At 45.6% G+C, this 16,210-nt stretch carries 13 protein-coding genes; 7 read left to right on the top strand and 6 right to left on the bottom strand.

The window, feature by feature from the left end; translation table 11 throughout:
• Positions 1-143: 143 nt before the first annotated feature.
• A complete protein-coding gene (locus ACOJUN_RS15635) occupies positions 144-1,163 on the bottom strand; it encodes an acyltransferase (protein WP_422132867.1) in 1,020 nt (339 codons plus the stop codon).
• A gap of 53 nt (positions 1,164-1,216) precedes the next feature.
• Positions 1,217-1,561 carry an antibiotic biosynthesis monooxygenase family protein gene (locus tag ACOJUN_RS15640; RefSeq protein WP_422132868.1) on the bottom strand — a complete coding sequence of 115 codons (345 nt, stop codon included), beginning with the start codon at positions 1,559-1,561 and terminating at the stop codon, positions 1,217-1,219.
• Positions 1,562-1,815: 254 nt separating this feature from the next.
• Here ACOJUN_RS15640 and ACOJUN_RS15645 point away from each other — a divergent pair, with 254 nt between their 5' ends.
• Positions 1,816-2,424 (top strand): HNH endonuclease, encoded by a 609-nt coding sequence (locus ACOJUN_RS15645; protein WP_422132869.1) that lies wholly within the window; start codon positions 1,816-1,818, stop codon positions 2,422-2,424.
• Between the two features lie 731 nt (positions 2,425-3,155).
• Here the strand turns inward: ACOJUN_RS15645 and ACOJUN_RS15650 are convergent.
• Complete coding sequence (locus tag ACOJUN_RS15650) at positions 3,156-6,062, bottom strand: hypothetical protein (RefSeq protein WP_422132870.1); 2,907 nt, start codon at positions 6,060-6,062, stop codon at positions 3,156-3,158.
• 429 nt (positions 6,063-6,491) lie between these two features.
• Between ACOJUN_RS15650 and ACOJUN_RS15655 the strand changes: the two genes are divergently transcribed.
• Positions 6,492-7,721 carry a hypothetical protein gene (locus ACOJUN_RS15655; protein ID WP_422132871.1) on the top strand — a complete coding sequence of 410 codons (1,230 nt, stop codon included), beginning with the start codon at positions 6,492-6,494 and terminating at the stop codon, positions 7,719-7,721.
• Positions 7,681-9,141: a hypothetical protein gene (locus ACOJUN_RS15660; protein ID WP_422132872.1), complete on the top strand. Its 1,461-nt coding sequence runs from the start codon at positions 7,681-7,683 to the stop codon at positions 9,139-9,141. The genes ACOJUN_RS15655 and ACOJUN_RS15660 overlap by 41 nt, the downstream gene beginning before the upstream one ends.
• On the opposite strand, the gene ACOJUN_RS15665 is transcribed toward ACOJUN_RS15660, so the two are convergent.
• Complete coding sequence (locus ACOJUN_RS15665; protein ID WP_422132873.1) at positions 9,138-9,377, bottom strand: hypothetical protein; 240 nt, start codon at positions 9,375-9,377, stop codon at positions 9,138-9,140. The genes ACOJUN_RS15660 and ACOJUN_RS15665 overlap by 4 nt on opposite strands.
• A gap of 223 nt (positions 9,378-9,600) precedes the next feature.
• Between ACOJUN_RS15665 and ACOJUN_RS15670 the strand changes: the two genes are divergently transcribed.
• A complete protein-coding gene (locus tag ACOJUN_RS15670) occupies positions 9,601-9,966 on the top strand; it encodes a hypothetical protein (protein WP_422132874.1) in 366 nt (121 codons plus the stop codon).
• Positions 9,967-10,165: 199 nt separating this feature from the next.
• Here the strand turns inward: ACOJUN_RS15670 and ACOJUN_RS15675 are convergent, their stop codons facing one another.
• Both ACOJUN_RS15675 and ACOJUN_RS15680 read right to left on the bottom strand, forming a co-directional pair.
• Complete coding sequence (locus ACOJUN_RS15675; protein ID WP_422132875.1) at positions 10,166-10,441, bottom strand: helix-turn-helix domain-containing protein; 276 nt, start codon at positions 10,439-10,441, stop codon at positions 10,166-10,168.
• Complete coding sequence (locus tag ACOJUN_RS15680) at positions 10,438-10,794, bottom strand: type II toxin-antitoxin system RelE/ParE family toxin (RefSeq protein WP_422132876.1); 357 nt, start codon at positions 10,792-10,794, stop codon at positions 10,438-10,440. Before ACOJUN_RS15680 ends, ACOJUN_RS15675 begins: the two co-directional genes overlap by 4 nt.
• 150 nt (positions 10,795-10,944) lie before the next feature.
• Between ACOJUN_RS15680 and ACOJUN_RS15685 the strand changes: the two genes are divergently transcribed.
• The 3 genes from ACOJUN_RS15685 (at position 10,945) to ACOJUN_RS15695 (ending at position 16,184) form a co-directional block, all read left to right on the top strand.
• Positions 10,945-11,145 (top strand): hypothetical protein, encoded by a 201-nt coding sequence (locus ACOJUN_RS15685; RefSeq protein ID WP_422132877.1) that lies wholly within the window; start codon positions 10,945-10,947, stop codon positions 11,143-11,145.
• Positions 11,146-11,409: 264 nt separating this feature from the next.
• The gene (locus tag ACOJUN_RS15690; RefSeq protein WP_422132878.1) at positions 11,410-11,652 is read left to right on the top strand and encodes a hypothetical protein; all 243 of its coding nucleotides are present in this window, start codon (positions 11,410-11,412) and stop codon (positions 11,650-11,652) included.
• A gap of 119 nt (positions 11,653-11,771) precedes the next feature.
• Entirely contained in the window at positions 11,772-16,184 is a 4,413-nt protein-coding gene (locus tag ACOJUN_RS15695; RefSeq protein ID WP_422132879.1) for a hypothetical protein, read from the top strand.
• The last annotated feature ends 26 nt before the right edge of the window (positions 16,185-16,210 follow it).

Here is a 16,210-nt window from a genome sequence, read left to right on the forward strand (position 1 = left end):
CCTGATCAGTTTGGACAGTTAGAAGGGCATTATAAGGTGCTTGAAAGCCAGATAGCCAGATAGCTTTTCAGCGGGGAGTTTTACCTCCCCGTTATCGAATAGAATCTGGTCTCTTGCCCGCTACTTTTGCGACATTCTTTAGATCAGGGAACCATCCAGTGGGTTAAACGACTTCGACTGAGTAGCCAGACGAAAGCGGTACTGGCCAGTAAGGTCACAACAGTCCAGAAGGGAATCATGATAATGGCGCTGGCTGGGTAGAGGTCGTAGGCTCTTACGGGCCAGAGCAGAAGAGGATGTACCAGATAGATGCCCAGACTGTAACGGCTGAACATGGAAATAATGTTTTTGCTTCTACCCTGAATCCTGTCGCCATAGTGCTTGGCAAGACAGAAGACCATGGTCGCCACAAGAACGGTATTAATGGTTTTATAGGAGTTAAATCGACCAAAGCTGTACATTCCCTTTTCGGTGCTGAGCCAGAGCACACCACCTAAAGTAAGCACCAGTCCAAGAATACCGCCAAGAATAATCAATGGTTGATGTTTGCGGGTATCATACTTTGCAAGGCAATAACCCCAGATTAAATAACCCCCGTACAGGAGAGTATTGATATGCCAGAAAGTCTCGATCCTGATCAAATAACTCAATGTCAGCCATAACCAGACCCCGGCCATAAATTTAAGCAGATCATCGGGCATGATGTGAACGGCAGGCCTTAGAAAAGGAATAACAAGATAAAGAGGAATAAAATAGTAATAGAAGCCAAGGTGGTACCAGGTGCTTTTATAGGGAAGTTCTTTCAGGGTATCAATGGCCCTGGTCCACTGGTAATCAAAAGTGGGTGAGAGTCCTGCCAGAAAGGAATAAAACATGGCCCAGAAAAGGAAGGGCACCAGAACTTTCATCACCCGTCGTCTGAGGAAGTAATCCAGGTCAAAAGGGCGTTTGTCTGATAAAAACAACATGCCGGTGATCATGATAAAAATAGGAACACACCAGCGGGAAAAACTGTTAAAAGTGACCGCTGTGAGCCAGTCCGACATCGGAATTTGCCCGTAAAGGTCACGATAGGGTCCCAATACGTGGATAATGATCACAGCTACTGCGGCCACAACTCGTAATAGATCCAGATAAAACACAGGTTCTCTTTTTGATGACATTGGCCTGATTCTTCTTGCTGGGTGACCGTATATTATGAAGTTTGCTTCATAGCTTATTCAGGGGGGAAACTACTTATTAAAGTTTGGGTGTAGTGATCCACCTCTGGAAAGGGATCATAAAAGTGATGCAGTAACCGTTTCCGATCCTGATACTCTTCTGACCCTCTGAAGCCTTCAGTGTGATCTTCCAGTGTTTCCCAGTTTACCAAAAGTAGATAACGGCTATCCTTCTCCAGACGTTTTTGTAGCTGATGGTAGAAGTAACCCTTTATGCTGGCAATGGTGTCCTGTGCCTGAGCAAAGGCTCGTTCAAACCCGACCTCCTGGCCCGGTTTTACATCCAGGATGGTTACTTCCAGTATTATTACTTCGCTGTCGTTCTGTTGCAGGGGAGACAAGCTCCGTCCCTTGAAAAAAGACTATCAGAATCCGTTACGGCGTGTCTGCGTTTCCAACTCTGGTTGGGTTGTGGTTTCAGAAAGTCAGTATAGGAGTCAATTCTGATTTAAAATAAATGCAGTTCCTGCCTGTGTTTTTTGAACAAAAGTTCAATTGTTAACAAACAGTTGTCGGGAATAGGGCATTGGCAAGTGCATTTCATTTCGATAAGTTAATAAAAGAGGGTCATGGATGAAAAAACGGGAGCTGAATTATGTATATTCTGCGACTGAATGCTGCCGGACAACCGGTGGAGTGGCTGACCTGGCAGGAGACAGTCTGTCTCTACTCGAGAGACCTGATCCGCTGGAGCCTTGGTGACATCATTTATCGGGTAAGAGGTGGCTATAACCGATGGCTTGGCGCCCAGACGGTCATTGAATTACCCAGCATCATTGCTTGTGGTGGTAAACGACTCTTCCCTGCCCGCACAAATCCAGCCTTAACTAACACTTCTCTTTTTGAACGTGATAATCACCAGTGCATGTATTGTGGCAAGTTCCTGGCACGCCGGTTTTTGACCCGTGACCATATTCTGCCTACCTCAAGGGGCGGACAAGACGACTGGATGAATGTGGTGGCTGCCTGCAAGCGATGCAATCAATTCAAAAGTGATCGTTTGCTGGATGAACTGGATATGACACTGGTGGCGCTACCCTATCGACCGAATGCCGCTGAATATCTGGCTTTAGTGAATAGCCACCGGATTTTGCCGGAGCAGGCGGATTATCTCAGCAGCCAGTTTTCTAAAAACTGTCGCTGGAGTCTTGATCCGGATCGTCTGGACAAAGAGCCTGCACAACTGATTGATGACTTCATTTAATGATTCTTCTCTTTTGTTATGTCTGTCATTGTCGAAAAGCATTTTGTAGACCTACCCTCGGGCAGAGGGAAAGTAAAGTCTGTGGAGGTAATGTAAGTCCTTTGTGCCATACCCATGAAGCAGAAACCTGTGTGAAATCGTGAGAGAGTAGCACCTGTAAAGGAATCCCCTGCTGATTTCTTTGAATCAGCGGGGGAGGATGTCAATAAGTGATCCCTCGCTATCACTTGAGCCTCTGCGTTTTCTGAGTCGTGCAGCAAAAGGCATCCTTGCCCTGATTGCCTGATTATGCGGATGATGCTGAAACCCTCCAGCATCTGGATCAGCAGCCAGGCCGCAGCGGGGGCAGGTATCGGTTTCTACACCGCAGGAATCGGTATTCTGGCCATGGAATTCTGCCGTCCGGCGCCTTTTGCAGAAGGATAGCGACTAACGCTCTAGCTACTACCTTGCAAGAATTTACGGAATTAGACGATACCCAATACCGTTCATGGTTGACTCGCTCAGCTCAGGAGATCCTCTACTGGACTGCCCTGCAACCCTACGAGGTCAGAGACAATCGTGCATTTGATCCTGGTTGTGAGTTCTACTCAGAGCACTTAAAGCAAACGGGGCATTTGGATAAAACACTCTACCCTGAAACTTTGCACCTAGCGGACGAGGAGAAAAAATTTCCCAGAGACTTCGATCAAGGCGATGATCAGCTTAATCTCAGGGCCGATAATGCCGTTTTACCTCTGGTCAGGGGACTTACGCTGCTGGCCAACCGGGGTAAGTTTAATCTGAACGTAAACACATTCAGGAAAACCATTGTTGTGACGACCTCTGTCCTTACTATACACGGTTTTAAAAAGTAATTCTGTCAGGCATATTGGGTACGGATCTGGATGAGTCATCGTATCAAGATGAACCTCGTAACCACAGAGATCACATGAGGAATCTCCCCGCATCACAAAGGGTATGTCTTCCAGCTTTTCACCTTTTCCGTTAAAAACGACGGGTAGTGCCATACGGCGATGTTCTGCTTCCGGAAATATAAGGAGAGACAGACTACCTTCAAAGGTATCAAATCTGAAATCTACAGAAAAACCATCGGAATAATCAGGGTTAACGCAGATAAACTTTATAGAGTGTTTTCCCCATACGTGTCCTCTTTTGGTTATTGATTCATAAAAAAGCTTTGAAATTTTGCAATAGTAGGTATCTTCTCCTGGCTTCTTAAACACTGGAATCGCCTCCTCTTTATCTTGACCCCAGAGCCTAACAGGCTTCTGCTCAGTTCTGTCATAAAATAAGGCATCATCCTGATTCAGTCGTATACTGGCAAGGCAGTTTTTCCTGTGCCTGCTCATTTTCGTCAAAGCTACCTGTTGGTGGCATATTTGGCACTTAACTTTGTTATAACGGCATTTTAACAAGTGTGTCGGCATCAGGGCAGACTGATGTTGAAAAGAACAGCCATCATCTCTGTTAGGGCAGAAACCGATTTTAGAGCATTTGCTTAAATGTTCCCGTATATCCATCACATTTTGATTCAACCCTATGCGTACGTTACAAAAACGGCATTTGGCGCTTTGTTCATCAGTACTTCTGACACACTGCAAGTATGCCGAATCAAGATTTTTCTCTCTGGAATTGAAAAAAGCATACGACGGGTGATGACTGGTCACGTCTGTGTTATCCCGTCCAGAATGAACACTGGCTGACTGTTCGGGCCTGTTTTGAAGTGCCTCGAAGACCCGGGTAAATGCGCCTGCCAGTTGCAGGTGTTCGGGATCATTAATCTGCCGGCAGATATGAAGAAATTGCTCGACCCTGTCTTTATCTTCTGCCATTACAGGCACACCATAAAATAACACGCTCCCCGGAGGCATCGCCTGCTCTTCCTCTTCTTGGTTCATAGTCACTGATCGATCTTCGGATGAACCGGGGGTATGCTGCTCTTTGATATGGTTCTTTATAAATGCCAGCGGGCAACTGTGCCCACAGCCTAACGGACATTGGAACATGACAACTGCGGCAGCGTCTTCATAGTTGAATGAATGATTATGCATTTTCTCACTGCAAGTAATGCATTCTTTGATGTTTCTCACTTTTGCTTTAGTCATTTCGTCAAAACAGTCAATGCAGACACTGTGAGGAACACTCGAAGTGCAGGCTTTCGCTTCTCCGGTAATGAACTCAGTGCAAACCGGACAATACAAATGTTGCTGGTTGCCATTAAGAAAAGCGGTAGCGTATAAAGGAATGGGCGTTTCATCGCGGTTTTCCGGAGGTTGATAATCGTAAATAGCGTCAACTTTCTGCCGGTTTATCTGTGCTTGCCTCCCATCCTTTTCGGTAGACGCTGTTCCGGGTTCCCGGGTTTGTTCTGAGTAATGCATTGCATGAGCTTCAGATCGAGTCGATCTGTCATTTCCTTCATTATTCCCGCCTTCAGGATTTACAGGTCTTTGAGCACCAGAACCGTTACTGGCATCACGTTCAGACCTCTCATAGGGATGAAAAGGCTTCTTGCGAACCCAGCGGTTACATTCATGCCAGCCGCCACCTGCGGGGAGCGATGGCCCGAAAATCTCCGGATACAGTGACTCAAGAAAGCTCTGGCTATAAAGACTTAACCTTAAGTGGGCTTCGAATCTGCTGATGGATAACAGCTTGCCGTTGCGCTGGATGATGTATGAAAGTTGTCCATTACTGTCCTGTACCAGAAAGGCTGTCCCGTGAATGAATGCCAGAAATCTTAATAACGGATCATCGGACAGTGCGTTCTGTATCAGCCTATTAGTCCATCTCAAGACAGACCTGACACCATCGGTATTCCTGTGAACAGACTCAGCCGCAATGAGTTGTGGCCAGTTTTCATCGGACATATCGCTGACTTTGGCCACGGCAGGAAACTCCGAAGGCGCAAGAACCAGCGATTCTTCCTGATTAAGCCTTAGCCAGATTGAATCCTGGAATAAAACCGACAGACCAGATTCAGCATAACGGATTGACAGGGGGTAGGGGGCAGGCAGGAGATGGGTTAACGGGTTTTGTACTGCGTCAAGGTCATTGCTATCAGATCTATCCAGTCCATTACCTGCAAAAAGATGGGTGAAATTAAAGGGTGTGGGTAAATCAGAATTATTCCTCAGTGATGGTGGCAGGCTGTTTTCAGGGTCTTCCGGGTCGATGTCTGGTGGAATGTCTTGTATGGTAACACCCTGAATAACCCAGTGCTCGTGACAATGTCCCGTTGGGTCAATGTATCTTACCGCACTGGGCAGATGACGGGGCTCCAGATCCAAAGGTTCATTATTGCCTGAAGATTGCCAGATATGGCCTTCAGCCAGGGCGATTTGTAGCTTTATCTGGTGGTATTGCGGCGCAACGACTGAAACGGTGGTATCAAAAGAGCATGAAATGTTTCCGGGATGATGTGATGGCTGCGGTGGCGGATTCAGGTCAGGCAATGGGCTCTTTGCTTCGGGCATATTCCGGTAAACAGTGGCCAGCAAGGGGAACAGCGAACTTAATGACATGGGCTCAGAGAGACTATTCTCGGCCACTGCCTGGGGTATTGTTGCCACTTGAATCGCAAGACAGAAAAAAAGAAGTCCGTAAGCACCCAGTGAATAATAAGTTTTTTTCATGCCACCCTGAAATCCGTCATTCACCCTGCCAGTCAGGAATAAATTGTCTGGTCTGTGTGAACAAGTATAAAAATTATTGTTGATAGACTGTCCGTTTTGCCAATCCCATACTTTTCGTCCAATCGGTTGTCCGGCGCACCCAATCCAGAACAAATTCGATGCTGCATAGCAGGATAGACCATCAGACAGAGGGTTATTTATCTTTGGCAGGCTTCAGCTAATCAAATACGCAGAATCAGTAGCAATGACAGCTTGTTTGCACTGCTCTATGTAACATAGGTCTGGCCAACAAGCTTTTTTTAATCCGGCGATTTTTTTTGAACTTTGGTCTACTAAACGGGTCTTACTAGTAAACCTTCTCTGGTTGGGCTCATCTTCGTCGGCTCATCCTCGTCAAGATTAAGGACAATTAAAGGCAGGAAAAAAATAATGGAAGCATCATTTCAAAAATCATGTACTAATGTACAAAGTTCCTCTACTAGCATTGCTAAAGCCAGTGTTACAGAAACAGAAGATGCTACATCAACGCAGCGCATTGTTGCCGGCAGAGCCGTTAGCGCTCTCAGCGGTAAGCCATTCAGAGTCAGTCTCGATGATTTCACAACCGATTCTGTAACAGGACAAAAAGATCAAAAAGAGATCGGAATTTCCTCCAGAGCCGTTGCTTTAGATCCGAATACCTCTGAAGCCTCTCAGCGCAAACACAAACGGCTCTTTACCGATGCCGGAGATATTGCTCTTAGGGTAAAACCTAAAGCATCATTACCCAGATCTTTAACAAAGTTTAAAGCCAATCCGGGTGGCAACACGGCTATCTTAAACCAAAAACAAGTCGAGCTGATTCAAAAAGTCTTTGATGGTCGAAGCCATGAACTCTCAGAAGAGGAATTTAAGAGCGTTATCGACTATTTTTCACGAAAAAATTTTAGAAATTACGTACCCCAAGCTTATTTAGAATCACCCGCCTTGATGAAAGAATTTTTAAGGAATGGTATTTTGAAAGTTTATGAAATACCAAAGAATAAACTGACTAAAGATATACTCTTGTCCAAGAGTAGTTCTGGTATTGGTTGTTGTGACTTCGATGAACTACCAGACGAATTGAAAACAGATTTTGATTTCCTTATTGAATATTCAGCCCGTAAAGGTATTCCCTTTGGTACACCACCGGAACTGGCTGTTCTTATTTATGATCATCTGGACATCACAGAGAAAATAAAATCTCTCAATCAACTTCCAGACAGCTTTAAAAATAAAAATGATGATTTTTACGATGAACTCATTCATTCAGGAAAGATAGCGCTTGAAGACCTTCCAGAACACGTCAAGAGCAAAAACAAAGAATACTGTCTTTCGCAATTATCAAAAGGCCTGTGTGAATTATCAGAAGTTCCGGTTCATTTGTTGACGAAAGAATCCATTCTGGACTCGATCAAGGGTATATATTACGGGCGTAACTTTAGTAGAGTTTTTTTTGATGAATACAAGGTTTTTATCAAGGACTCTGTATTTTTTGAAGAGGTACTGGTCAGGGCTGTAACAGCTGATTTGGAACGTGTTGATAAATATGATGCTTCATTGAAATATTCTTCAGGGGAATTATGTATGATGCAAGCATATGATTACGCCTCAAAAAGATATAAGTCAGACGCAAATTAAATTTCAACTGCCCAATACTTCGGCATTCGAATTGCTGGTAGCTGCTCACGCATTTGGTTTTAAACCTGCGGATCCAGCCTCCGGTCGTCAGTTGCAGTCAGAGTTTGCCCATTCCGGTGAAACAGGCTTTCAATGGGTTTATTCTGTTCAGGATCCGCTATCACTGTTCGAAAAAGAGGGCACCATTGTTGGTGGTCGTACACTGGCAATACCTAATGGTGAAGAGGTTGATTACTATAAGTTCCATCGGGTCGGAGAGTGCATGTCTACTTTGGCAGAAGAAGGCATTATGCATAAATTTATTGCCAAAAGTGACCGCTTTAAAAGCCAGAAACCCCGTTTTGGCCAGTATCTTGCTGTACTGGAAAAGGATCTCCCTGAGAAGACACGAGGTTTCACTGACCGCTTGCAAGTCATCAATGTTGATGGTGAAAGAGCCGTACTGGTCTATCACTTCAAAGCGACAAACGACTATGGTGTATACGCTTACACTCCTGATGAAAAAAACACTCCTTATGTGACTGCTGAGCGAGGTCTATTGAATGGCATTCATGATATTGGCTTACTGAATGGCCAGTTTGGCATTATGCCTTCGTCAACGATACCCTCATTTCACGATACCGGACGTCGTTGGGTGTTTCTGAGTCCGTTGTTGGGGAACTCGAAATATTTTGCCCTCCCATTACCCGGAAAATTTGAAAGCTGGATCGAAGCTATTGAACGTCCTGATTTTGGCTGGGCTGGTCTGCGGGATTGGGGTGATGTGGAGTTTTATGGCTCTATGAAAAGTGGCCTGGCCGCCGCAGACTCTAAATCGGCGGGTTATACTCCAGAAGTTATGCAACGATTAAGCTTCGCCAATGCCCTGTGCGAAAACCTGCTGGCGGCTGTGTTATTAAGATCACGCTTGCGTCGGAACTCCCCGGATTATCATTATCAAAAACAATCGGCATTGAAAGAGACAGAAAACTTTATTGAACAGCTACTGAACGAATACCTGTCGGGCCTGTTTGCAAAAGAAAAAGAATTACAGCCCAAGGCAAGATTGCAAGAGTTCATGCAGTTAAACGATACCAAATACCGTTCATGGCTGACTCGGACAGCTCAGGAGATCCTGTACTGGACGGCCCTGCAACCTCATGAGGTCAAAGACCCCTGTGCATTTCACAATTCTGATGAGTGTTACTCGGAACACTTAAAGAAAAATGGACATCTTGATGAAATGTTGTACTCGAAATTGCATCCTGTGGACGCGCAGAAAAAATTCCCCGGAGACTTTTACAAAGCTGATGGTCAGCCCAATCTCGGAGCCGTTAACGGTGTTTTTCCTCTGGTCAGTCTGACCAAGGGGCTCACGCTGTTGGCCGCCAATATTTTTGCATTCTCAGATCAATACTCCGAGGATGATAATTTGGCCTAGTGCAGCCAAGCCTTGATATCCATACAGCCCACTCGTTCCGATACTCTGTGGTCGTCATTCCCGCGAAGGCGGGAATCCAGCGCCAACAGCGGGTCTCTGCCTTCACGCGGATGAAAAGGCCAGGGGGGCACCGGGCAGTATGGTTCTGGTGATGAGTCTGTGTGGATTCCCGCCTTCGCGGGAATGACGGGAGTGAGGCCGGAAATGACGGGAGGTGAACCAGGGTTTTGCGACACCCTTTGTTGCGTGGGAACGAGGGGTGTATGGATATCAGAGCTTAGCTGCACTAGTCTAAGTTGTAGATAAGCAAATGGTGATTTACCAGGACCTTTCTACAGCAGTCCAGACAAAGAAATACGACTGGATACCCTGAAGAATGTTTCCCGTGCCGAGCAACTGATTGATGATTTCAAAGAGGGTGATCAGTCCACCAATGATAAGCTAACCATAGCGATCACGGTGGATATGCTGGATACCGGAATTGATGTACCGGAAATAGTGAACCCGGTCTTTGCCAAACCCATCAAATCCAAAGTGAAATTCTGGCAGATGATTGGGCGGGGAACCCGGCTCTGTGAAAACCTGTATGGTCAGGGCAAGCATAAAGAAAAGTTCCGGATCTTCGACCACTGGGGCAACTTTGAATACTTTGAAGAAGACCCCGGGGAAGGCGAAGTCAGCCAAAGCAAATCATTGGCCCAAAAACGTCTTGAAGCCTGGATTGAACTGGGCAAAGCCGCTCAGAAAAAGTTTGAACAGGGCAGCCTGAAAACCATCGCCAGGCAATTAGTTCGCACCACAAACCCGGCAGCAACTTCAGGATGAAACAGGCCCTCTAATGCAATGGCTGGATATCCGGGGGCAGGGCATCATTCGAAACAAGGCTCAGTATTACTCACGATTACAAGCATTGAGAGAGCAAAAGGAGACTGGGAAAGCTGGTTACTGTTCATACTTGAAGCAGTGTTAGAAACGTCGCAAGAAGCCACAGCCCTGATGGGTGAAATAAAAGTCCAGATGCAGGTTATACTAGCCGAATTTCCAGCTTTTTACCCAGGGCAGCAGCAAAGCGCTCAAGTGTGGAGAGTTTTACATCCTCAGAATTGTTTTCGATACGGGATATCGCGCTTTTATGGGTTTGAAGCTTTTGTGCCAGCTGGAGCTGGGTCAACCCTGCTTCTTTTCTGGCCTCCTTGAGCAATACTCCAAACTTGAACGACTCATAGTCCTCATCATAACCGTCGGAAAATTCCGGGTCTCGGGCTTTCCTATCTTGAATGTATTGATCCAGATCACTCATGGTATCCTCCTGTTCAGATAATCCCTGCGACGCTTTTCTGCCAGCCTGATGGCTTTTGACGGTGTCTTCTGTGTCTTTTTTTGAAAAGCGTGATTTAATACGATCAGGCTGCTTCCGTCAAAGAAACCCAGCAGACGAAATATATCACTTCCAGATTGAACCCTAACCTCCCAGATTTCCTCAGTGCTAACCAAATTTTTAAAATAACTGCTTGGTACTTTCTCCTGCTCCTGAACCAGCTTCAGAACCCAGGTAACTTTTCGAGCCTGCTGGCTGCTCAGGGTATTCAGAAAATCAGCAACAGGCGTTTTGCCGTCTTCCGTTGTATAGAAACTGATTACACGAATGGTCACAGGTTAACACAGGTGTAAACTTTTTCCAGCAGGGTTCTGGTAGAAAATTCGGGTTCTGCCAGCCAGTAAAGGATATAATCAGCGATATTTTTTTGACTCGTTCCCACGGTCCAGTGGGTGTCGCAAAACTCTCTCCGGCGTGGGAACGCGTTGACTCCCGTCATTGCCGGCTTCATTCTCGTCATTCCCGGCTTCATTCTCGTCATTCCCGCGAAGGCGGGAATCCACACTGACTCTCCACCAGAACCATACTGCCCGGTGTCCCTCTGGCCTTGTCATCCCCGAGAAGGCAGAGATCCACCGTTGGCGCTGGATTCCCGCCTTCGCGGGAATGACGACTTCAGAGCGTGAGAACGAGCTGTTGAAGTTTTGCGACACCCTCTCCACCGTGGGAATGCACACCTCCCCAACATGTCAGGCACAGTAACTGAAAAGAGCCCATGGGTTCCAACGCAGGAACATGGGAACCAGACTGATGCTGAATCCAGAGCTCGTGCCCAAAGTGCATCCTTTGAAACTGATGCTCTGTTCAATGCCCTCAGCCAAAAGCCTTCGCCGTAGAACTGTTAACCGAACTGAATATTCATCCGATGGTGGCATGGTAACCGTGCCACCATGCAATCTATCATCGCTTCTTTCAAAGACAAGGCTACAGCAGATATTTTTAACGGTAAGGCTTCCCGCCTGGCCCGCAAAGTCTGTCCACAGTCGTTTTGGCAAATCGCCGCAAGAAAGCTGGATCAGCTGGATTCTGTGCTAATCCTGGATGAACCACCGGGTAACTGTCGTGAAGCCTTGACCCGAGACCGGAAAGGGCGTGAAATTCGTATGATTTTTTGCCGGAATCAAAAATATTGACTAGGCTCTTGCACTGATAGCGGTCACCATGAGTTGTTGATGCCTGTTTCAATGGTAAAAACAATAAAGACCATTATTTGTTTTCGTGCGTTCATCAATGATTGGATTTAAACAATCTCATGAGAAGATACGCATTATTTTTTATTTTTACCCTGCAGTTGTCCTGGGCAAGCATCAGCAATTCAGATACGGATAATCACGGTTATCGTGAAGCTGAAAGCGGGTTAAATGCACTTTCACCTTTTGATTTTGAGTTTCACAGTGTGTCGCCATTGGGCTTCTTTTTCCGTCTTGGAGATGATTTTACTTATCGACGTTATGGCGATTATTTATCACTGAACGGTTTGCGCACACTGCCCACGCTGGCGTTTAACGCCATGATTTACTGGATGGTGAGTAAAACTACAGCCTCCGTACTGAGCCGCTGGACAGAAAACCCTTTGATGCTGCACACCGCTCAAGTCTTGTCCATGGCCATTTTGCCCGGTGTAAAAAGTGCCTTGTACACTTGGTATACCGGGACTCGTTTGGGATCAGAACAAATTCAGGTGGACCCTCCTCACATTCGCAAGCGATTTTACCTGGAGCTGATTTACCAGCAGCAAAGTCACCAGCAGACTTTGCGAATAACGCCATTCCCGTTGAACCCATCCATCAGCCCCTGGTTGGCCGAGACTCCATTAGCTGAGGGTTACTCCCCCTGGCTGGAGCTGTACGAGGCCAGTTCGCAACACGGTGTCGTTCATATTGATCTCTCATGGGTTTCACCCATGGCGGCAAATGCCATTCGCATTGATATTGACTATTCAGACAAAAGCAGGGAGTCAACTTTAGTCACACTGACCAACACTGGTAACTCAGAAAGTTTACCGGTGAGTATTGAGTCGTTGTTGCATAATGAGGCGAAAGATTTTGCCAATGGTTTTTCCATTGCCAGCCTGCTAAGCGATGCGGTCATTAAAAACACCATAGCTTTGATCCAAAATCCGGATTCGGCCTCAACCAACCTCCCTGTGTCACAGGTCGCTGGCAACGTTGAATTTGAGGCGGATGGTCATAGCGGTCAGCTCTCACTTTGTGGCGAGCAGCAACCCGAATGCAACAGCCATCTGCAATTGACCTATAAACTGTTTCCATACCCGCATTTTGGTATGACTTTGCAGGGGCAGCAGGACATCAAAACCAGCGTTGACGCGACCATTAAACAGCTGGCGAATGCCAACCGCGCTGAGCTGATTCTGCAACTGCTGGAAAAGGCGGTTCTACACTTTTTCATAGCCTCTTTTCAGCAAAACAATCAGGAGCCAGAGAATGCTGGCAAGCCTTATTTTCAGGCCTCCTCTCAACATAACGAAAGAAGCCTTAAAACGATCATAACCCCCCCTCACGATAAGCTTGCTAAAGCGTTGCAGCCAGTGGTTAAAACGTTGATGCCGGAAGGTGGTATCTGGAAATCAGGAAAGCTCTCCGACGTTCCACCGGTGCTGTGGGTACTGCATCCTGCGTTATTTAGAAGTTTTATGGTAAAGCCCGAAGTCTCATCATCCGGACCTTTAAAAAGGTTTAAGGTTAGTCCGGGTGTGAACACCGCTCTTCTTACCGGGAAACAAGTCGAGTTGATTCAAAAGGTCCTTGATGGCAAAGCCAGTGAAATCACAGAAGATGAGTTCGTGAACGTTATCGACTATTTTTCAATAATAAATTCCAGGCAATATGTGCCTGATGCTTATCTAGAATCACCCAGCCTTATGAAAGACTTTGTGAGGAATGGTGTTTTATGCGCTGACGAAATACCAGTAGATAAACTAACTAAAGATATACTTTTAGCTCAGAGCGATGGTATTCGTACCCTTACCCGCTATGATAAATTACCTGATGAATTGAAAAAAGATCTTGATTTTCTTATTGAATTTTCAGGGCGTTATGGCATTCCCTACAGCACACCAGCAAAATTGGCAATTTTTATTTATTGTCACTTGGACACCGTGGAAAAAATAGGGTCCTTGCATCGTCTTCCAGCCAGTTTTAAAAGTGACTACTTATACGACGAGCTCATTCGTTCAGGAATGATCGAGCTTGATTACCTTCCAGAACGCATTAAAAATAAAAACAAAGCCTTCTGCCTTTCACAATTGGCAAATGGCTTTTGTGAATTATCAGACGTTCCGATTCATTTTATGACAAAAGAATCCATCCTGAGTTCGATTAATAATGGTAAACATTTGCTTCGTAATTTTCGTAGAATTTGTTCCGATGAATACAAAATGTTCACCAGTGATCCTGTTTTTTATGAAGAACTACTGGTCAAGTTCGTCACAGTCGAATTGGGGATGTTGGATAAGTTCGATTCTGTATTATACTCTGATTTAAACGATTCCTGCTTGTGTGAGGTGCATAATTCTGCATTAAAAAGATATGAGGCAGATGGGGAAAAATTTGGTTTATTATTAAAAAAACTGACAAAAGCAAATCCTTTTATTTTGCTTTACACTGTAAATCTGGATGCTGCCTTGCTTCAGGAATTAATCGGCATAGCAAAGGAGTCATTATTAGACATATTAAGCAGGAGACCTAAAGTAAGTCATGGCTTATACCCTGGACTAATTGATGGTTTCTTTGACAAAGTGAATGCAGATGAAAGTTTTAAAGTCCGTGTCCTGAATATTGTTTCTCCTTATGTTCTTGCTCATATTGGGGAGTCTTTCAAACCCCGTATTCGTTTTCCAGAGCAAATCCTCAAGGAGCAAGATAAAATGGTGCTCAAATCCAGGCCCTTTCACAAGGGAAAAGAGCATCTTCTGTTCAGAAAGTTACGGCCTGTCGATCGTAGCATTGTAGTAGAATACATTGAACGACACAGGGAGTTTGTGTACTTTTTTAAAGACAAAGAATATCTCGAAAGTTGCTGCACTGACCCGATACTCCGGCAAAGACTCATATATACATTTGCACAAAGGCTTGTTGCCAATAAACATGATTTATTGCATGATTATAAGGATAATCTGCCCCGACAATTGCTGGATGATACTCTTGATTTTCTCAAAGATCCGGCACTTTTTTTCAAACTGGATTCTTCTGAAAAACTCACAGAACCCGTTAATCCTCTGGAATTTCAACTGCCCAATACTTCGGCATTCGAATTACTGGTGGCTCTTCACGCATTTGGTGTTCATTTTGCGGATCAAGATTCCACTCGACAATTAAAGTCAGAGTTCGTTCGTGCCGCTGAAACAGAGTTTCAACCGGTTTATCCTGGTCAACATCCGATAACACTGTTTGAGAAAGAAGGTACCATCGTTGGTGGACGTACACTGGCAATAGCCAATGGTGAAGAGGTTGATTACTATAAATTCCATCGGGTCGGAGAGTTGAAGACGGCCCTGGCGAAAGAAGGCATTATGCATCAATTTGCTGCCAAAAGTGACCGCTTTAAAAGTCAGAAACCCCGTTTTGGACAGTACCTTCTGGTGCTGGAAAAGGATCTTCCCAAGGGTACCCAAGGTTTCACTGATTGCTTACAAGCGAGCGATTTTGATGGTAAAAGAGCCAGTCTGGTTTATCACTTCAAGGCGACAAACAACTTTGCTAAATACGCTCACACTCCTGATGTAACCGGAACCCCTTATGCGACAGCTGAGCAGGGTCTACTGAAGGGCATTCATGATATTGGCGTACTTAATGGCCAGTTTGGCATTATGCCTAAGTCCAGGTTACCGTCCTATCACGCTAGCCAACGTCCCTGGGTGTTCCTGAGTCCGTTGTTGGACGAGTCACTTTATTCTGTCTTCCCCTTACCCAGAGAGTTTACGGGCTGGATCGAAGCTATTGAACGTCCTGAATTCGGCTGGAATGGTTTAAGGGATTGGGGCAATATGGAGTCTTATGGCGCTGTGAAAAGTGGCCTGACTAAGAGAGACTTAAAAACTACGGATTATTCTCCGGAGGTTTTGCAACGGCTAAGCTTTGCCAATGCTATTTGCGAAAAATTGCTGTCAGCCGTGTTGTTGAGATCGCGCCTGCGTCGCAACTCCCCGGATTATCATTATCAAAATCTACAGGCAGTGAAAGAGACAGAAAACTTTATTGAACAGCTACTGAACGAATACCTTTCGGGTTTGTTTGCAAAAGAAAAAGAATTACAGCCCAAGTCAAGATTGCAGAAATTGATGCGACTTGACGATGCTAAATATCGTTCATGGTTGACTCGTACAGCCCAGGAGATTCTATACTGGACTGCCCTGCAACCTGATGAGGTCACAGACCCTTGTGCTTTTACCCCTTCTGGCGAGTGCTATTCAGAACATCTGAAACGCAGTGGACGCCTGGATAAAACACTGTACCCGAAACATTTACACCCCCTGGATGAGCATAAAAAATTTCCCAGAGATTTCCGCCTGGCTACTGGTCAGTCCATTCTTGGGGCCAGGCGCTCTGTTTTTCCCCTGATCAGTCTGGTTAAGGGGCTTACCCTGTTTGTCAGTAATATTTTTGCCTACGAAGACCAATATACCGAGGGTGCTGATTGGGAATAGCGTGGATATCCGCCATTGCATCCTGC

This window comes from Endozoicomonas sp. ALD040 (genome assembly GCF_049275945.1).
GTDB lineage: Bacteria > Pseudomonadota > Gammaproteobacteria > Pseudomonadales > Endozoicomonadaceae > Endozoicomonas_A.

Coding starts and splice junctions, on each gene's coding strand:
- ACOJUN_RS15635 (WP_422132867.1), bottom strand. CDS start 1,163: ATGTCATCAAAAAGAGAACCTGTGTTTTATCTGGATCTATTACGAGTT.
- ACOJUN_RS15645 (WP_422132869.1), top strand. CDS start 1,816: ATGTATATTCTGCGACTGAATGCTGCCGGACAACCGGTGGAGTGGCTG.
- ACOJUN_RS15650 (WP_422132870.1), bottom strand. CDS start 6,062: ATGAAAAAAACTTATTATTCACTGGGTGCTTACGGACTTCTTTTTTTC.
- ACOJUN_RS15655 (WP_422132871.1), top strand. CDS start 6,492: ATGGAAGCATCATTTCAAAAATCATGTACTAATGTACAAAGTTCCTCT.
- ACOJUN_RS15660 (WP_422132872.1), top strand. CDS start 7,681: ATGATTACGCCTCAAAAAGATATAAGTCAGACGCAAATTAAATTTCAA.
- ACOJUN_RS15675 (WP_422132875.1), bottom strand. CDS start 10,441: ATGAGTGATCTGGATCAATACATTCAAGATAGGAAAGCCCGAGACCCG.
- ACOJUN_RS15690 (WP_422132878.1), top strand. CDS start 11,410: ATGCAATCTATCATCGCTTCTTTCAAAGACAAGGCTACAGCAGATATT.
- ACOJUN_RS15695 (WP_422132879.1), top strand. CDS start 11,772: ATGAGAAGATACGCATTATTTTTTATTTTTACCCTGCAGTTGTCCTGG.